Consider the following 19590-nt stretch of genomic DNA (forward strand, 5'->3'; position numbering starts at 1 on the left):
TTTTAGTAAAATATATTGTGATTTTACTTTTATGTAGCAATATATATAACTAGTATAAACTTTAGTTCAACTAATAACAAAAGAGGTTGACTCTCAACCTCTCTTATACTATAAACATTCTGATAATTTCTTTATCTTCATACCTTTTATTTTAGCACCACCTTCGGTAGCATCAATAAATTCTATATTTTTTACTTCCTTAATACGACGTTCTATCCATTTACGATAAATATCCAGATTTTTACTTGTTCCAACCATATTACCATATATGTCCTCAACTTGCCTTAAATCATTTGACTCCACTGTATTAAATGAAGCAGTACCTGATGCATGATCTTGATTATTTGTATAAGCAAGATCAAGTCCCAGAAAAATTATTCTCTTACATTCGAATTGTATTCCTAGATCAAGTGCTGTTGTGCTGACAGAACCTCCTGTTTGATAAAGGTGATAATTATGTTCACTTGCGAACTCTTCTGCCTTTTTGTATCCTTCCTGGCAGATGAGATATTTTTCCCCTAGATAGTCTTCAGGAATTTTATAATAGACAGTAGACAAATAGAGTAATGGTATATTTTTCGTATTAATGTCTTTAATTTGTGTGTATACTCCATCATTTGCGTCAATTATAATAACATAATGTGGTGTTATTCCAACTGACAATAGCTTTTTTAATACGGTGCCTGTTGCTAATATAATAACATCTTTCCCAAGATTTTTAAGTTCCTTATAATTTTTATCTAAGGAAGGTCCAGCTGCTATAATGTATAGGTCTTTACCTTTAAACATTTCCTTGAGAGACTCAATGTAGCCATCATATATCTTGATATTCTTCTTGAAATTGTTATTTAATTTGTGTAATTGATTATTCACAGAGCTATAGGAGATAAAGTAGTCCTCTAATTGTTCTCGTATGTTGATATTTTTTATGTTTCTTAATGAAGGATAATGAATAATATATCTATTCTCAGCATCTAAATCTTTAATACAAGTACTTAATTTTTCAAAAGAGGGATCATATATCAGATTTACTCTATCACTAGAAATCATCTGTCTTAAATCAACAAAAGCGCACGCCAAAAGAATTACATTAATATCACTTTCATAAACAGTAATATTAATACTATCATCTAATTCCATCAGTTCAATAATATGATGGCCTAATCCAAGACCATAGACAGTATATCTCGAAATATTATTAGAAAACCATTCTCTGGCTAACATTCCTGCCTCATGAAGAATCTGCCCATTACTATGGAGATAATATTTTTTCCCATTATCAAATAGAGCCAATGTCATTAATCCACAAGAAGTATATTCTACGGAATACCCCTCTTCTAATAAAGTTAAAGGAGAATCTAATTTTTTCAATTTTTCTCCCAGTTGAAAATCTTTTTTTAAAATCAATTCTATATTCTTTTTATACAGGCTTTGGTCTAAGGTAAATGTCTCTTTACTAATAATCATTTCTTGCAGACTTAAAACAAATGGATTTAATTGCATCTCATATAAATCAGCTAGTAGTATATAATCTCTATTTTCTTGAGCTTCTAATAAATCTCCAAGCATTTGATTAATGTTCACTGCATCTACAATATTTATACCATCATTAAAGTATATTTCATTATTTAGAATATTTTCTATTACTTCCAAAATTGTCTCTATAGATTTGGTTGAATATATTAACGCTTGATAAAAGTTTTGTAATCTTAAATACGTAATTGTTTTATCAGTATAACCAAGTAATTTTATATTTTTAATAAATATTTCTCTTATATTCTCTAACACTTTATCTCCTTAAAATCAAAATGTATCAGTCACAAATATATTATAATTTAGATAATTCTATTTTTAAAGCTTCTATACTCAGCCACTCCTTATTTGTTCCTGAATTATATTCAAATCCTTCTTCTACTAATTTCCCTCCGGGCAATAATGTCTTTTCAAGATCTAACCATTCAAAATGTGGGTACACAATATAATGTTTATCATATTCATAAGTCTTTCTGGAATCATCTTTTGTTACCATAACTTCATCCAGCTTTTCACCTTCTCTAATCCCTATTTCCTTGAGTTCAACGTTCTCCAACATAGCTTTTGCTAAATCGGTTATCTTAAAAGAGGGTATTTTAGAAATATAAGTTTCGCCACCTTTTGATTCTTCTAAAGCTTTAAATACAAGCTCTACACCTTGTTCTAACGTTATCCAAAAACGTGTCATTCTAAAATCTGTAATTGGTAATACTTTCTCTCCTTTTTCAATTAAGTTTTTAAATATTGGAATAATGGAACCTCGACTTCCTGCAACATTTCCATATCGAACAATTGCAAATCTAGTGTCTTTTTCACCTGAATATGCATTTGCCGCAATAAATAATTTATCTGATACAAGTTTTGTTCCACCATATAAATTGATAGGATTTACTGCTTTATCTGTAGATAACGCCACTACTTTTTTAACACCTTTATCTAGAGCAGCATCAATAACGTTTTGTGCTCCATGGATGTTAGTTTTTATTGCTTCAAAAGGATTATATTCACATGTTGGCACTTGCTTCATAGCTGCAGCATGTATAACATAGTCAACTCCTTCAAAAGCCCTATATAAACGTTCTCTGTCTCTTACATCCCCAATAAAAAAGCGAACCTTAGATAAATCAACTTTATCTTGATATTCAGATTTCATCACACTTTGTTTAAATTCATCTCTTGAATATATAATCACTTTCTTAGGACTATAATTTGCAAATATCATCTCTAAAAATTTCTTTCCAAAAGATCCTGTTCCTCCAGTGATTAAAATAGTCTTACCATTTAACATAGTTTTTCCTCCATGACTTTATCTTTCATTAAATCTAATAATTTTATTATTTTCTCACTAATTAAATTATCGTCACAAATATCTAGAATCTTAATATTTCGTATGCAATTCTGCTAGCACCACATCCATCTACAAGATTTGTCATTCTTTTAGAATAAATTTCTCGTAATTGATCATTTTGATAAAGTAAAGCAATACCTTTTAATATATTTTGTATAACAATATTAATATTTTTACTTACATCTCCTGCATAGATCATAATATTATTGTGTCCAAAGTCTTCTACCCCATTGATTTGGTTATCTGCAATTGCAAAACAAATAGTTGAAACCCCACAAGCGCATAATTCATAAAGAGTAGTTCCTCCCGCAGATACCGCTATATCGCATTTCATCATTAATTCTGACATTTTTTCAACATTATAATGCAAAAAAATGTTATTATAAGTCTTTTCTAACATTTGTAATTGCGATAGATGTTGATTAAATACACCTGACACAACATGAAAATTGATATTCTCATATTTCTTTTGCTCAATAATTTCAATCAATAATCTACTTGCTATATTATAAGTATCTGAACCACCAGTTGTTATTAAAACAGTCCTTGCTGGATTATTTATTTCATTTTCTCGTTCCAATTGAGAAAATTCTTTACGCAGAGGAACATATTCACAGCCTAGCAATAATTTTATATTCTTTAAATTATATAAAGATTCGTAATTAAATTTCGGATAATAGTTGGCATAATTGATTATCATATCAACAGGATACGTAAATAAATTCAAATCATCGATATAAATAATTCGAACATGTCTGCCTATTTCTTTCAAGTATTTTTTTGTCACAAAGTAAGAATCTACAATCAATTTCTTAATTTCTTTTTCTCGTATCAATTCTATTAATCTTTCTATCTCTAATTCAAGATCATTCCATTTGCTATTGATGTTTAATGTTGGAAATCCTTTAGATTGAATTAATTTCTTGGGATAATCATCAGAAATTATAAAAGTACAATCCTCACCATTTTCAACAATTGCTTGTGCTATTGATATACATCGCATTACATGTCCTGTTGCAATTTGTTCATTCCCATCAACTCTAAAATATATCATTATCTTGCTCCCTTAAAATAAAAATCGAACACCTCTTTATCTAACTTAATTTAAAGTAGCCTATAATTTCTCGCCCAATACCCATATTACTCATAATTTCATATAAATTTATTACTTCATCAATTGAAATCTCATGGAGTAGATTTTCAATTTTTATCTTTGCCTTATAGCATGATTTTCCAACAGTTTTATTTTTAATGTAATTAACATTATCATTTAATAAATTAAAATCAATAGGCGTATCACATAGGAATTTAACTCCAGTCCATCCTTTACTCTTAGTCAATTCCATTAGACCATCTTTGTTAAAATACGATATATGATCTGGCATTGCTACCCAATATGGACTATCTACAAACCTATTATTATATAGATATTCTTGCACTGCTGAAAAATCATTTGGAACTTTTATGCAGAGAATTGTATTGTCATCAGAAACCTGTTTACACTTCTCAAGTGTTAAAGCTGGTTCAAATAAATGTTCCAAAACATTATCCAAATTTATGATATCAAATTTATAATTTTTCCTAATTAATTTATCCAATTTTTCATTGATATTCCCAAACAATATTCTGTTACACATATCTGGGTTATGTTGATTACAACCATAACTACTATAATCAATCCCTGTTACATTATAACCTTTATCATTAAAATATTTCAGTGCAAAACCTTCCCCACATCCTATATCAAGAAACTCTTTTCTTTTTTCTACTGTTTTAAATTCTTCTCGTAATTGATCCACTACATATTTTTTTTCTTCCAATTTTATATTGAAATATTTTATTTCTTCATCAGAATATTGCTTCGTATATACCTGACTATTCTGAAAATATTTATTGCTATAAAATTCATTTCTTTCTACTTCAGACATTTGTTTTTTTAACTCATAATAACCAAATTGGTTTTTAAAAACTAAATCATACATTTTATCACCTCAAAAGGATTTTATTATTTACATACATAACTTTTTAACTTTGTTAATTACATAATTTTGTTCTTCATCTGATAAATTTGGATAAATTGGCAAACTAATGAAATTAGAATACACTTCCTCGGCATTAGAGCATACAGTATTTTTATATCCATTATTTTGATAATATGGTTGCTTATATACAGGAATATAATGAACATTAACTCCTATGTTTTGAGCTAAAAGCGACTCAACCACTTCTCTTCTATTCTCATTAATAATTTGGATCACATATAAATGCCAACTATTATTACAACCATCTAGTTGTTTTGGTATTATTATGTTTTTAATATTAGAAAACTCGTCATTATACCTATTAGCTATTTCTCTTCTTCTTGCCACAAACTGTTCTAATTTCTTCATTTGACTAATACCCAATGCACATTGTATGTCTGTAACACGATAGTTAAATCCCAATTCTAGCTGTTCATAATACCATGGTCCATCATAGGAGGACATTAGTGATTGATTTCTTGTAATTCCATGGCTCCTATATAGAACAAGGCGATTATATAATTCTTTATCATTCGTAGTTATCATACCCCCTTCTCCAGTTGTTATATGTTTTACTGGGTGAAAACTAAAAGTTGTTAAATCCGAAATATTACCTATCATTTCCCCTTTATAATCAGCTCCCAAAGCATGAGCCGCATCTTCAATGATTAGTAAATTATACTCTTTAGCAATATGACGTAATTCATCTAATTCACATGGTTGCCCAGTAAAATGAACTGCAATTATTGCTTTCGTTTTATTTGTTATTTTTCTTCTAACATCTTCTGGATCAATATTGTATGTATTGGGATTTATATCTGCAAAAATTGGTGTTGCTCCACAATATAAAATACAGTTCGCAGAAGCAACAAAAGTAATAGGTGTTGTAATAACTTCATCACCTTCTCCTATTCCTGCTGCAAGGCAAGCTACATGTAATGCTGCTGTACCATTTGAAACAGCAACTGCATATTTTGCTCCAACATATTCTTTTACCATATTTTCAAATTCTACAACTTTAGGGCCTGTTGTTAAATAATCAGATTTTAATACTTCGACTACAGCATTAATATCATCATCATCAATATATTGTCTACCATACGGAATATACATAATTTCCTCCTTGTACTTACTTTAGCTTTTTACTATAGTACATTATTTACAAAGAATCACACTTCCTCCTAAATCCATAACAGGATAATAGTTAACTCCCTTTTCCTCTGCAAATTGACGAACCGCCTTTTTTACTCCATCAAATCTAGTACTGCTATAGTCATGGATCATTATATATCCTCCTTTTATCAGTCGTTTATAAAAATATATAAGTCCTTCATGTATCGGCTTGTATAAATCTATATCAAGGCTAACGAAACAAAAAATATCCTCAACTCCAACAGTGCTTTTAGGAAAACAACCCTTTTTTATAATACAATTTTGTTTATATACCATTTTATCAAGTACTAATTGTATACTATCATTATAATATTCCCCTTCTGATGAATTAGAAAAATGGAATTCTTCTTCGAAAGTAATATCTCTTTTATTAAAACCAGAAAAAGTATCAAATAAATATATCTTTCTATCACTGAAAAAATAATTGATATATTTAGCAAATTCTCCTTTATATACACCCAGCAACTGAGCCATTGACTCCTTTTTCATTTATTTCTTGACATATTGCTTTAAGTATTCCTGGTCGTACATCAATTATTCCCTCTTGATAAATATCCAAAATTTTTTGAGGCGAAACAGAATATTGGTTCGTTAGAATCTCTGTAATTTCAGATTTATATAAATCTGTTATAATTATATAATCAAAACAATAATTTATAATTTCATTTTCAGAAATAATTGGAATACCATTGAGTGTTTTCCCTAATCTTATTCTTATCAATATCCATAAAAGCACTTACCTTTATATGCGATTGCAACATTGTTTGAGTACGTAATCCACCGTCCCCAGCTCCCCATATCAATACATTCATAATTTTCTCCTTTGAATTAATTTTACTAATTTAAATTTATTACTTTTTTATTAACTCCCAGCTTAAAGGCGTCCCCATTTCAATATCTACTGCTGCAGTTTTTCCTAATATTCCTTCATAAAACATAGTGTGCAAACCAAATGCTGGGCGTATAGATTTTACATTATCAGAGGTAAAAACCTCTCCTTTTTTAATACTTTGTACAACAAATAAAGATCTTGAATGTTCACGACTTTTTAGTTGCCTGTCTGTCAATTTATAAGTAACGGTACCTATTGCTTTTTCTACAACTCGAATATCTTCTACCATTTTCTTAAATTCATCTGGTTCCATAGAAAATGCTGCGTCAGCTCCTCCATCTGATCTACTCAGAGTTAAATGTTTTTCAATAACTCTTGCTCCTAAGGAAACTGCTGCAACTGCAACTGCAGATCCCATAGTATGGTCAGATAGACCTACGATACAATTAAATTTATCTTTCATATCAATCATAGTTTTTAAATTTATATCTTCATACGGTGTTGGATACGCAGATGAACATTTCAGCAAGATTACATTATCATTACCTTCTTCTTTACATACATTCAGCGCTCTTTCTATATCTTCTAAATATGCTATACCAGTAGACATAATTATTGGTTTGCTTGTCCTTGCCACCTTTCGTATTAGAGGAATGTCGGTTATTTCAAACGATGCTATCTTATATAAATCCATATTCATTTCTTCCATAAAATCAACTGCCGTAAAATCAAATGGAGATGAAAAACACATTAATCCAAGGTCCTGTGCAACTTTTTTCAATTTTGGTTGCCATTCCCATGGTGTGTAAGCAGTTTGATATAATTTATGCAAAGTAGTACCATCCCATATTGTCCCTTGAGTAATTTGAAAATATTCTTTGTCGCTATTAAGCGTTATTGTATCAGGTGTATATGTTTGTAATTTTATAGCATCTGCACCTGCCTCTTTTGATACCTTAATAATTTCAACTGCTCTGTCATAGTCCATTAAATGATTTGCTGACATTTCTGCTATTATAAATGTTTGTGATTCACTATTAATATTTCTTCCTTTTAATCTAATGTTATTGTTCATGGCATCCCCCCGATGATTAAACGTGCTTTTGTTTAATGCCTTGGTTTATTTGAGAAATTTCTTTGTGTTCATCAAGAAATTGAACAATTTCTTTACTAGTAACATATTTATTTTTAAAATGTTCATAAATCAATCTTACTAATTCAAAATCTTCTTTTGTATCTACACATAAACGATAGTCTTTTTGATAAAATTCTGATCCTTCAAATTTACCAACAATAAATTCTTCTGGATGCTTATACATATATAGTGTAACATGTTCCTTGTATGGAGAATCTCCCTCTATATTTCTGGAGATATCATAAACCTTTTCCAATGCTTGTCTGGTGAATACTTCAACATCAAATCCACGAATAAAATTTTCTGGCACATCAACTCTAACAAATTCAAAATTATTAGTTAAAAAATAGGTAATAACTTGGTCAATAATAATAGGATCAATAAATGGGCAATCTCCTGTAATACGAATAATAATGTCTCCATTATATAAATTAACAGTATCTACGTAACGTTTTAATACATTATTTTCATCACCACGAAAAACATTATAATAATTTGCTTCTAAATATTCTACCATTGGGTCTTCACAATCATTTTCTGTAGTAGCTAACACTACTTCATCAATGTATTTACTGGTCATTGTACGATCTAAAGTATATGTAATCATTGGCTTATCTAAGATCATTTTCATGATTTTTCCTGGTAAACGTTCTGAACCCATTCTTGCTTGTATGATACATAATATTTTCATTTCATTATCTCCCAGTTCACTTATTTTCAACAAATTCAATAATACCCATATCTTTATGAAACATAAAAGCCACCTTTCGATTACCAATGGCAATTGCTGGTGCTACATTTTGCGTTAGTATAAATCCCATTTTTTTATATTCTTCAATCACATTGTCAATTGAATCAACCTCATAGCAGATATGATAAGGAGTTGCTGCTCCACTCATTTTTTTTATTAAATTACTAATAGGGCTTGTCTCATCAACAGATTCTATTAATTCAATTACTGTATTATTATTCCCTTCTTTGTTTTCTAAAAAACATATATTTATTTTTCTATTTATATCTACAATTGTTTTTTCTATTTCAGAGAATCCAAGTGATTTAAAATGAGTTTTCGACTTTTCAATTGAGTTAACCGCATAGGCTATATGATGAATCTTCATATTATCTCTCCATTTCAAATTTAATAAAATCGTACTTTTTGCTTGAACGTAATTCTTTCCAAACAGTATCAATAATGCTCATTATAGTCACATCATACTCTATATTGTTTTTAATAACATGATTTTTAATCACTTTTTCTACTTTACTGCCACATAGCTGATGCAATTTAATAACACCTTCATTTAAACTTAGTACTTCATTATATAATCTTTTTAACTTCAGAACATCAAAAACATAATCATATAAATTCCACTCTAAATACATAGCTAATTGTAGAGAGCGAAGAGATTTTTCACCTATATAATACCCCCAAGAACTTTCTTTTTTTATTTTATCTATATCAGTTATATTAATAATACCTGCTGGTTGATTATTTACTACAATCATCCAGTATTCAACAGTTTGACTATTTTGAATATTTTTAAGCCATTCTTTTTGTGTCTTTATTGTTAATGTTGGATCTGTATTCATCCACTTTGTAATGTCAGTATCCATTCTCCATTTTATGATTCTTTCCAAATCATCTTCATTAATCCTACGTAATTTTACATTCATAAGATACTCCTATTTTTGTATTGCATCCAACAAATCTTGTACTGTACTTAACTCAAGTACTGTCTCTAATGGTATATTTACTTTTAACTTTTCCTCGATTTCGCCTATAATCATTAAGTGTGCCAATGAATCCCATTTTTCTGTGCTTTCAATTGATAGTTTTTCATTCACGGCTTTAATATCCATCTCTAATATTCTTGCAATAATTTCAAATATTTGTTCTCTCATTATTGAACTAACTCCTTTTAATATAGTATTCTCGATCTAATTTTGTTTCCAAACTGATGCGATATATTTTATAATCTTCTGTTGCTTCAATAATTTGATATCCCATCCTATCATAAAAATCTTCAACTGGCTTATTTTTGGATGTTTTTATATATTTGCTAAATAAAATTTGATATCCATCCTTTAATAAATCTTTTTCTACAAAATCAATTATATAGTTTTCTATAAATTTTCCCATAATTCTGCAGCTTAATATAAATGTATCTATAAATGCCTGATTTAACAAATTAACTATCACTACAGCCGTAATTCCGTTATTGCCAAATTTATCACTTATCTCAAATGCATATATTTTTTTATTTGGAGCTTGTATTATTTCTTCTAATTCTACCATCGTGTATCGCTGAGTAGTTAAATTAAATTGATTTGTTTTATTAATTAGTTGAAACAGTCTTTGTCTATTTAAAAATGGTTCAACGGGTTTCACAGTAATATGTAAACCTGTTAGGTATGAAGTAAAGTCCATTGTTTTTTTTTGTAATTCTAAACGTTTTGAATTAGCTAAATATTGTAATGACCTTTCTTTATCTTCATTTGTAAATGTTAATTTTTTAAAGTATTTAGTGTAAACCTCTTCCATTGCTTTAGGAAGTAATTCTATTCTATTTGGAAATTCAGGAACAGTCACATCTGGTAAAGAATTTTTTACTAATTCTCGCTCTGCTGGATTATCATCAAAAAATACAAAAGAATCTAATCCAAGATTAATTTCTTTTGATATTTCTAAAATGTTAATATCCTTTTGAATCCAGTTTATTTTCTTTGCAATAAAGTCATCTTCTTTTAAAATCATATGTTGATTTGTTCTTATAACTGAAATGGCATCCTCATAATTATTTTTAGAAACAATAGCTAGCAGTATTCCTGTGTTTTTTATCCTTCTAATTATTCTTTGCAGGTCTTTATAAATCAAACCAATTTTTTCATCTGAAAGTTCTATATTGTTGTATTCTCCTTCGCCAATAATCCCCCCCCAAATAGTATTATCTAAATCTAGAATTAGAACTTTTTTTTGAGTTTCTTTTAAAAGTTGTAAACAATTATCAATTTCCTTGATTAAAGAATCTTTGGCAAGGTTTGTATGAATAATTCTTCCTAAATACCATAGTTTATTCGTATAAAAATTATCTTTACCTATCTTCTCAACTTGTTTTTTATATGAAAATTGATGTATATTAGTAAAATCATTGATTACATTTTTTAACTCTTTTTTCCAGATTTGTTCAATAACTAACGTATCCAAATCATCAGTTCCAATTTCCATATCATATGAACGAAAATCAACATCTGAAATAAAATATACTATATGACTATTTATACATTTTCTAAATAAAGAAAACCAGTTTGAAACCTCTAAATGAATCTGTTCTATACTTTCGCAATTAATACATATCTCCTTTATATCAATAATAATATATATCACTTCAGGATTATATTTATATAATTGAGAATTTTTATTTGCCATTTCTTCAAATACATTACCATAGCCTGTTGTTTTAAAAATATTATGTTTTTTGGTAATATTTTGAATGACCGGTTCCATATTTACATTAGATAACAATGCTATTTTCTGCATAATTAATCTCCTAATTGTCTATTACATAAATTATAGATTATCAATTGATTCTTCCAATTTAGGTTTTACATAATCCACAGCATTAAGAATTGCTTCAAAAACATTTTTTGCTTTTTCATATGTTTTAATACTATTTTTCTGAACATCATCAGAAAATTGATATATATCTACAAGTTGTTGGGCCGCTACTGCTGTAACATACTGATCCATCAAGGAATTAATCGGCTGTTCAAGAATATAGGTATTTATTTTAGACAGTTTTTTTAGGGCCTCTTTTGCCGTATGAGTTTCTGTTTTAAACTTTTTACTTTCTTTAATCAAGATATTACAAACTTTAATAGCTTCATTTGATTTTTTTTTCATCTTATTTAATATTTCAAGATTATCTTTTAAATATTTTTTTATAGATACCATTTCCTCATCACCAAACGTTACTGCTTTTTCATCAATATTCAGACTGAAATCAGCTTCTTTACCGCCATACGTATCTATAGCTTCTTTTAAAGACATGATTGTTGTTCCTTTAATCTTAGCCCCTTCCTCTTTTGCATCAATTACTTTTAGATTCGGACAAACTGTTAGCATATCTTGATACCATATTGCAAACTCTTTCCAATCATATCTTGATTTAACCTGTTTTCCATAAATATCTTCAACCATTACCTCTCTTGCGAGACTATACTCTTCTTTTATTCCCCCAGCATGACTCTTTCCTTCGCTATATGCCAAATCCTGACCAACTAAAATAATTCTTTCAAACCCTAATACAACACAAAGTGTAAAAGCTACTGTTGCAACGGACGCACTAGATCTTGTTCTCGGTGGTATTTTATTAGCATCAATATATATTTTATCCAAAAATCTATTGCAATTGCATATTATTTTTCTTCCTATATGGCGATCTAATATCTCATAATTCGACTCTATAAAACACATTAAAGGAATAGTAACATTTGTCCTACTGGAAAAACATTTTACAGGTTTCATTGGATCTACGGTAACAACGAAGTCAGGCTCTACACCCGAATCTAGTAAATACTCAAGTATTCTATCTACCGCAAAAATAACAGCTTTGCCTTTTGCCCTTTTTATTTCATCGATTTGTTTTTCAACAGAAGGCCCTGCTGCCACAACAATTGCAGGTATATCTGTCGGTATATCGTTTCTAAATTCAATTATTGTATTGCTCTTACTTATATATTTTATATTATTGAGCGTGTTTTCTATAAACCTTTTCCCAAAAACTATTTCAGTATTAACGTTAGTCTTCGTATGAATATATGCCTCTTTAATTTCTTTCCAAAATTCAACACAGCTTTCAGGAAAAATCTTATCATATTGGGGATATGCACACATGATTTGTCCGCTCATATTGGTAATATCCATAGATCCTCTTAAGACATTATGAAATTCAAAATCATTAATTTTTTCAACAGCAATGGATACTTTTTGATTAGATAGAATATCTGTTAAATCATAATTATTTAAGACATGAAAAAATATTTCTGGGCATGGTTCATAAATTAAGAATGTATCTTTTTCTCCCATCTTTTCAATAATTGCCCTTGCAAATATACCATTCCCAAATCCATACATTGATATTATATTATTATAATTATTAAACGAAAACTGATCTACCCATTTATTAGCTTCTTCCATTGGCCTGTATAAACTATTCAGGCGATAATCTATTCCTCTATATTTAATGATAACCGCTTGCTCTCCATCCTTTGCAATTACAGAACGAATTTCTTCTATCTGTTCGAAAGTTGTTGACATATCTAAATCTTTAAGACAGCTATACATATATTTTCTATTCTTTTTAATACATTCTACATTTTTTTCATAATATGTCATAATAGCTACTCCTGCTCTTATAATTTATTAAAATTTAAATAACTTGTAAAATATTTTCAAATAACTCTTTTAGTTCATATTGTAGAATATCAGAAAGTAAAATTATATCTTTCTTTTCCATTGCATTCATTGCATCTGATAATAATTGTACCAATTCATTCTCATTTATGCCAATATCATTGCCTTCTTTTATATACGAAAAAACACTATTCATTGTATTAGATAATAATATTAATGTGTTTTCTAACTGCTCATAACCCTCTTTTGTTTTTTGTTGATAAAATAATTCGGTTGTCTGATTTATTGATTGTATTGACTCTTTTATTATATCCTTCAGTTCTCTCATCTTATTATCCCCATCCTATCTTATAATATTTAAAAAAGTAGGACTGACCTAGAGTCAGTCCTACTAATTAATACTTGGTAATGATTATTGTAATAATGATAACACACCTTGAGTTGATTGATTAGCTTGAGCAAGCATTGACTGAGCTGCTTGTTGAAGAATGTTATCCTTAGAGTACTTAACCATTTCTTTCGCCATATCAACGTCACGGATACGTGATTCAGCCGCTTGTAAATTCTCAGAAGTATTATCAGCATTAGCAATTGTATGTTCTAATCTGTTCTGTAATGCACCAAGTGCTGATCTTTGAGTAGATACTTGATTAAGTGCTGATTGAATAATTGTAATTGCTGCTGTTGCAGATCCATGGCTGCTAATTTTAGTTGAAATACTATTTACACCCAAAGCTGTAGCTGTCATTGTCAAAATTGAAAATTCAATACTTTGTCCTGAATTTGCTCCAACTTGAAGGTTCTTACCAGTGAATGTTCCGTCTATTAACTTCATAGTATTGAATTCAGTTTCAGTTGCAATACGAGATACTTCTTTTTCTAATGCATCTAATTCTTTTTCAATTGCTTCACGGTCAGCAGTTACGTTAGTATCATTAGCTGCTTGAACAGTTAATTCTCTCATTCTTTGAAGAATAGCTTGAGTTTCATTAAGCGCACCTTCAGCTGTTTGGATTAAAGAGATACCATCTTGAGCATTTGTAGATGCTTGATCAAGACCTCTAATTTGTCCACGCATTTTTTCAGAAATTGTAAGACCAGCTGCATTGTCACCAGCACGGTTAATTTTGTAACCTGATGATAATTTTTCAGTTGATTTTGCAAGATTTCCAGTAGTGATACCTAATTGTCTGTTTGTGTTGGCAGCTGCCATATTGTGTTGTACTATCATATTGTTTCCTCCTTGGAATTTCTAGTAGCATCCATGCTACTATTTGTTTTTGTTTATAGTTAAATTTAATAACTATCTTTTGTAATTGTTAGGCTCTATGTACGTACGCTACTTTGAATCTAACATGGTAAGTAATGACTTACTTGTAATATATATCGGATAATTTATAGAATACTTTATATCTATTTTGTAATTTTTTAAATTTTTTTATCATTTTTTCTTATCTAAAAAATACGAATCTCCCTGAGGTCTGTCAATCATACTTTTATAATAGTTAGACGCCGTTTGACTGCTTTTTTTAAAGTTTTTAATTTCCTGCTTTTTGGTTAAGAAGTATGCTTCCATTTTAAGTTTATTTTGTTGCTCTAAAGCTTGCAATTTCACACCTTTATTTGTTACCTGTCGAATTAATTCCTGAAGTTTTAAAACTTCATTTTGGAACAAATCTTTTTTAGATTTTAATTCCTCTTTTACTCTTTCATATACAGCTTCAAATCCATCATCTAATTGATCAAGATTATTAATCAATTCAGATTTATTATCCAATGTTTCCTCGAAAGAATCCATATTCTGTGGTGCTTCTTTTAAATAACTTTCTTGTAACAAGGTAATGTCTATCAAGTCATCTAATACAGCACTCTTTTTAGCAAGAGTGTTAATTAAAATATTTATATACACATTTTGATTATCCATTTAATTTTCCTCTTTTAATTAAGCTATTTATAAGAATAGCTGCCACTTCCGACTTTGGCTGTTTTCATAACATCCTTCCAGGTGTCACGCATTCCACGAAGGTGTTCTAGAACTTCCTCCAGTATATCCTTATCTTTCTTAATATTAGCCTCCAGTAATCTGCGGTAAATGTAATCGTATACTAAATCAAAATCTTTTGCTACCGGATACTTATGATCTAATGTAGAACGAAATTCTATAATTATCTTCTCAGCCTTAATAATATTAGCATTTGCTTTACTTATATTATTCTCTTCAATTGCAGTAATTGCTATATTGCAAAATTTAATTGCACCTTCATAAAGCATTAAAGTTAAGTCTGCCGGTGTAGCAGTATTTATCTTACTTCCTTGATAAGCTGCCGCTGGATTAAATGCCATAATTCCCCCTCCTAAATTAATTGCTATGTTATATTAATTAATATAACATAGCAATTATTATGTGTAAATATCTTTCTTATTTTGTCGACTACAAGAAAGATTTCTCGTGGTTGTCGTCGTAAAAATTCCCTTACAAACAGGCATTTTTACTTCCTTAAATTAATTTGTATTTCCCAGTAAACCTGACAAGGCACTTTGCTGTTTCTGAAGTTTCGCCATTGCAGTCTCCATAGCTGAAAATTGTTTATAGTATTTATCTTCCAGAGCCTTTAATTTTTTCTCATCTTTGGACATTCTTTCCTTATACTGTGTTTGAAGTTTATCCATCTCTTTATCATTATAGAAAGTCAAAGCACTTCTTAAATTAGGAATAGCAGACATCTTTTCTGCCATAGTATCATATAGATTCTTTGATATTCCTGAGAGAACCTGCATTACAGTATCTGGGTCTTCTTCGATTGCTTTCATGAGTTTATCTTCTCTGTCAGAGTAAGTAGCATCCTCTTTATCTCCAAATATATGTAGTAAACCATTTTCCGTATATATCGTAGATGTTTGAATACCATAAGAAGCCAGCGAATATTTCTTCCCATCTACCTCAACACTGGTCTGCAAAGAGCTTCTCATCGCATCTCTTACTGTTCCTAAAGTAGAATCTCGTCTAAGAATAGAATCTTTAATTTTAGTTTCCCATTTTTCAATCTGGTCATCAGTCATAGATTCTCTTTCATCGTCAGAAAGTGGATCATATCCTCTGGTAGATGCCGCATTATATAAAGTGTTCATTTCCTTCAAGATTGCATTATAGTTCTTCACAAAATTTTTAACCATATCATAAATTTCCTGGGTATTTTTATTAACACTCAGAGATATAGTTTCGCCTTGTGTTTTTCCCTTTAAGGTTATAGTTAATCCATTCGCTGTAATAACATTGGAAGAACCAGTTAATTCAGCTCCATCTAACGTAATTTTAGAATCTGCTGCTTCTACTACTGTCATATCATCTGTAGTTGCTGCAGTAACAGCTGATCCATCAATCTCTCCAAGTTTTAACTTGGATAAATTATTGGCACTGCTGTCATTGATTATAGTAGAGTTTTGTGCATATATCTTCATTTGCGCAACCAGGCCTTCTGATCCAGTTAATAATCCATTTTTATATGATTCTATATTGTTATCATATGTATCCTGTATTTTTGTCTGGGATTCTTCTGTCGCCAACTTTTTGGCCACCAAATTATCAAATAATGTAGTCTTATTAGCTTGAGTTAATTTATCATATGAAGTCTGAGCTGTTTCATTTATATATTCTTCTCTGGTTTTATCCTCCGGAACAGTAAGTTTCCCATCATCTATTTTAGATGCTACTTGAGCTTTTATATCATCTAAAACTGCTTGATTCTTCTTATGCCACTCCTTTGCAGTCCCAGTAACATCTGTATCCGCCGGTAATCTACCTGCATCAATTTCTGCTTGAACCTGTGATTCAAGTGTACTTAACGTTGCAGCATCCGGATCACCATAGCTACTAATTAATGTATTTTTTATCTCTTCTTTCACTTGTTGTGTAGAGGATGCTTTTACATCCTTTTCTGCTTTTTTTATTACAAGATCACGTAAAGTAGTAACTGCATCAATCGCCTTTTGTTCTGCAGGGTCTGTACTCTTAGTCCCATTTTCTGCCTTTGTATATAAATCATCAATTTCAGCTGCAGATTTGCCTTCCAATAATTGAATTGCATCATATACTTTACCTTGCTCTGTTGCAGTTAATCCTGAATAATTTACATAACTCTTAATCGTATTCAATGATATAGAAGCATTAGATGATATTTCTCCAGTTGTAATAGAAAACTTATTGTCTAACCCACTAGCTTTTGAACTAATAAAAATTCTCTTTTGTGCTGTGTCATAGCTTGCATTTAATCCGGTTTCTTTGCATGCGTTAAGAAAATCGCCAAGAGTTGTGTTATCCGTTACAATTAATTCTCTTGATTTATCACCATTGGTTATGGTAATAACACTATTATTACCACTAGTGCTGGTCATACCTAAATCTTTTAATTTTGTACTTGTTGTTACAGAAGAACCTAGTACACCACCTGTAACATATTGAGAACTGGCTAACTGGTCTATGGTGAGGTTATGTGACCCTTCTGGCGCACTTGTACTACCTGTTACAGTTACCAAATTTTCATTAGAAGAAGTCACCTTCTTAGTCAAATAACTTGATTGCAACCTCATTTTAGAAATATCTTCCTGATATAATTTGTATAATTTAGCATTTAAATCTTTCCATTTTTCCTGCTTCCAAGTTAATAGTTCCTTTTTATCTGTAGTTTTTTTATACTTTAATTTATGGGCATCCATTAAGGATTTTACAATTGAGTCTGTATCCATACCTGAAACTAACCCTGCTAATCTTATTGCCATTGTATACTCCCTCCTTTATCTAATAGTAATGTACCTATCTTTTTTCATCTACGATCAATCCTGCAAGTTCCCATATCTTAGCCAGCATCTCAAGGCTTTCTTCCGGTGGAATCTCACGAATTACTTCTTCCGACATCTTATCAATTACTTTAATAGAGATTCGGTTGGTAGCATCGTCCACTGAGAATTCACACCTTGTCCTTGTTGCTTTATAATTGGCCTCTGAAATAGCCGCCCGTATCTGGGTAATGCTTGCTTCTCCTTGTTTACTTCCTTCATCATTGCTGCCTGAGTCTGTTCTATCATTCGTAATAGCAGATTCTACTGTATTGACTCCACTTGCCTTAGATGCAGCCAGTGGTTGGATATCAATTGATCCAGCTTGATAAGCACCAGTATTCTTAATTGTTTCTATCGCCATAATAATCCACCTCCATGTGGTTGCATCTTAAGGCTTCGTGCCCTAAGTAAGATATATGATTATTCATATTTGATTAGTAACTTCCATAATCTATACGAAATTTATCGGCATTCGCATCTGAAATGTTAATAGCTATTTATTATGATTGTAAGATTATCCTACATTTTGTCTTATTTCGCTGATTATGATATCAAATCGTACTATTTAAACAACTTTTTAATATCATCTATTGAAACTTCACTTTTAGCTGCTTCTTGATTGGACTCTTGGATCTGAAGATAAATTTCTTTGCGGTATATTGAAACTGACTTTGGAGCACTAATTCCAATTTTTACCTGATCTCCTTTTACTTCCAGGATTGTAATTTCGATGTCATTGCCTATGACTATAGATTCGCCAAGTTTTCTTGATAGTGCAAGCATTCTACTTCTCCCCCTTTGTCTTTTTAATTTTCTCTAATGATTCATAGACATTGTACTTCACAGGGTAATCACTATTCTCAACAATTACTTGGCAACCTTTTCTTGTATCAGAATTAATAATAAATGGAGCCTTTAGATTAGAGGTCATCTTAGTGATATCACTTGGTACTGTAATCGAAAGAAGAACTATAATATTCTCATCATTTAATTCTCCCAAGGAAATTAAAAGTTCATCTTCTACGGTCGGATTATAATCTTCTCTCACATATAATGGATTGATTACCGGAATTGCAAGCCCTGGTTCTTCAATACTTTGAAGCCATGAAATAACAGGTTTTTCTCCGGATTCAATATCAAATAGAATTGTATATCTTTTATAATCTTCGAAACCCATAATACCATTGTCAAAGTTTATAATCTTTTCCTCTCCTAATTCAATCTCCCCAAAATGTTTTGTCATAAAGCGCATATAATCTTCTCCTTTAATCATCCTTTTGTTAATTTAGTACCCAAAAC

The 19590-nt window shown here is 30.1% G+C and carries 22 protein-coding genes; all 22 read right to left on the bottom strand.

Going from position 1 to position 19590, the window contains the following annotated elements; genetic code table 11:
- Positions 1-108: 108 nt before the first annotated feature.
- On the bottom strand, positions 109-1788 hold the full coding sequence (locus tag EDD66_RS00735; protein ID WP_123607628.1) for a motility associated factor glycosyltransferase family protein: 1680 nt from the start codon (positions 1786-1788) through the stop codon (positions 109-111).
- Positions 1789-1828: 40 nt separating this feature from the next.
- The gene (pseB, locus tag EDD66_RS00740; RefSeq protein WP_123607629.1) at positions 1829-2821 is read right to left on the bottom strand and encodes a UDP-N-acetylglucosamine 4,6-dehydratase (inverting); all 993 of its coding nucleotides are present in this window, start codon (positions 2819-2821) and stop codon (positions 1829-1831) included.
- A gap of 82 nt (positions 2822-2903) precedes the next feature.
- Positions 2904-3935: a UDP-2,4-diacetamido-2,4,6-trideoxy-beta-L-altropyranose hydrolase gene (gene pseG, locus EDD66_RS00745; RefSeq protein ID WP_123607630.1), complete on the bottom strand. Its 1032-nt coding sequence runs from the start codon at positions 3933-3935 to the stop codon at positions 2904-2906.
- Between the two features lie 40 nt (positions 3936-3975).
- Positions 3976-4863, bottom strand: coding sequence for a class I SAM-dependent methyltransferase (locus EDD66_RS00750; protein ID WP_123607631.1), 888 nt, complete (start codon positions 4861-4863; stop codon positions 3976-3978).
- Positions 4864-4890: 27 nt separating this feature from the next.
- Positions 4891-6015, bottom strand: coding sequence for a UDP-4-amino-4,6-dideoxy-N-acetyl-beta-L-altrosamine transaminase (gene pseC, locus EDD66_RS00755; RefSeq protein WP_123607632.1), 1125 nt, complete (start codon positions 6013-6015; stop codon positions 4891-4893).
- A gap of 42 nt (positions 6016-6057) precedes the next feature.
- On the bottom strand, positions 6058-6549 hold the full coding sequence (locus tag EDD66_RS00760) for a TylF/MycF/NovP-related O-methyltransferase (RefSeq protein ID WP_170164200.1): 492 nt from the start codon (positions 6547-6549) through the stop codon (positions 6058-6060).
- A 194-nt stretch (positions 6550-6743) separates the two neighbouring features.
- Positions 6744-6887: a hypothetical protein gene (locus EDD66_RS18330; protein WP_170164201.1), complete on the bottom strand. Its 144-nt coding sequence runs from the start codon at positions 6885-6887 to the stop codon at positions 6744-6746.
- 39 nt (positions 6888-6926) lie between these two features.
- On the bottom strand, positions 6927-7982 hold the full coding sequence (pseI, locus tag EDD66_RS00765; RefSeq protein ID WP_123607634.1) for a pseudaminic acid synthase: 1056 nt from the start codon (positions 7980-7982) through the stop codon (positions 6927-6929).
- A 16-nt stretch (positions 7983-7998) separates the two neighbouring features.
- On the bottom strand, positions 7999-8733 hold the full coding sequence (locus EDD66_RS00770; protein WP_123607635.1) for a cytidylyltransferase domain-containing protein: 735 nt from the start codon (positions 8731-8733) through the stop codon (positions 7999-8001).
- A gap of 16 nt (positions 8734-8749) precedes the next feature.
- Positions 8750-9160, bottom strand: coding sequence for a VOC family protein (locus EDD66_RS00775; protein ID WP_123607636.1), 411 nt, complete (start codon positions 9158-9160; stop codon positions 8750-8752).
- A 1-nt stretch (position 9161) separates the two neighbouring features.
- Positions 9162-9716: a UDP-4-amino-4,6-dideoxy-N-acetyl-beta-L-altrosamine N-acetyltransferase gene (gene pseH / locus EDD66_RS00780; RefSeq protein ID WP_123607637.1), complete on the bottom strand. Its 555-nt coding sequence runs from the start codon at positions 9714-9716 to the stop codon at positions 9162-9164.
- Between the two features lie 9 nt (positions 9717-9725).
- A complete protein-coding gene (locus EDD66_RS00785; RefSeq protein ID WP_123607638.1) occupies positions 9726-9944 on the bottom strand; it encodes an acyl carrier protein in 219 nt (72 codons plus the stop codon).
- 7 nt (positions 9945-9951) lie between these two features.
- Positions 9952-11580: an HAD-IIIC family phosphatase gene (locus EDD66_RS00790; RefSeq protein ID WP_123607639.1), complete on the bottom strand. Its 1629-nt coding sequence runs from the start codon at positions 11578-11580 to the stop codon at positions 9952-9954.
- A gap of 30 nt (positions 11581-11610) precedes the next feature.
- A complete protein-coding gene (locus EDD66_RS00795) occupies positions 11611-13437 on the bottom strand; it encodes a motility associated factor glycosyltransferase family protein (RefSeq protein ID WP_123607640.1) in 1827 nt (608 codons plus the stop codon).
- Between the two features lie 34 nt (positions 13438-13471).
- Positions 13472-13783 carry a hypothetical protein gene (locus tag EDD66_RS00800; protein ID WP_123607641.1) on the bottom strand — a complete coding sequence of 104 codons (312 nt, stop codon included), beginning with the start codon at positions 13781-13783 and terminating at the stop codon, positions 13472-13474.
- A gap of 84 nt (positions 13784-13867) precedes the next feature.
- Positions 13868-14686, bottom strand: a complete 819-nt coding sequence (locus EDD66_RS00805) for a flagellin N-terminal helical domain-containing protein (RefSeq protein WP_123607642.1) — start codon at positions 14684-14686, stop codon at positions 13868-13870.
- A gap of 210 nt (positions 14687-14896) precedes the next feature.
- Positions 14897-15379, bottom strand: a complete 483-nt coding sequence (gene flgN / locus EDD66_RS00810) for a flagellar export chaperone FlgN (RefSeq protein WP_123607643.1) — start codon at positions 15377-15379, stop codon at positions 14897-14899.
- Between the two features lie 23 nt (positions 15380-15402).
- Positions 15403-15798, bottom strand: coding sequence for a flagellar export chaperone FliS (gene fliS, locus EDD66_RS00815; RefSeq protein ID WP_123607644.1), 396 nt, complete (start codon positions 15796-15798; stop codon positions 15403-15405).
- A 159-nt stretch (positions 15799-15957) separates the two neighbouring features.
- A complete protein-coding gene (gene fliD, locus EDD66_RS00820) occupies positions 15958-18231 on the bottom strand; it encodes a flagellar filament capping protein FliD (protein WP_123607645.1) in 2274 nt (757 codons plus the stop codon).
- 34 nt (positions 18232-18265) lie between these two features.
- On the bottom strand, positions 18266-18652 hold the full coding sequence (locus EDD66_RS00825) for a flagellar protein FlaG (protein WP_123607646.1): 387 nt from the start codon (positions 18650-18652) through the stop codon (positions 18266-18268).
- A gap of 200 nt (positions 18653-18852) precedes the next feature.
- Positions 18853-19074 (bottom strand): carbon storage regulator CsrA, encoded by a 222-nt coding sequence (csrA, locus tag EDD66_RS00830; protein ID WP_123607647.1) that lies wholly within the window; start codon positions 19072-19074, stop codon positions 18853-18855.
- Between the two features lies 1 nt (position 19075).
- Positions 19076-19543, bottom strand: coding sequence for a flagellar assembly protein FliW (gene fliW, locus EDD66_RS00835; protein ID WP_123607648.1), 468 nt, complete (start codon positions 19541-19543; stop codon positions 19076-19078).
- Positions 19544-19590: the final 47 nt, after the last annotated feature.

The organism is Mobilisporobacter senegalensis (assembly GCF_003752155.1).
In the GTDB taxonomy this organism is placed as follows: domain Bacteria; phylum Bacillota; class Clostridia; order Lachnospirales; family Lachnospiraceae; genus Mobilisporobacter; species Mobilisporobacter senegalensis.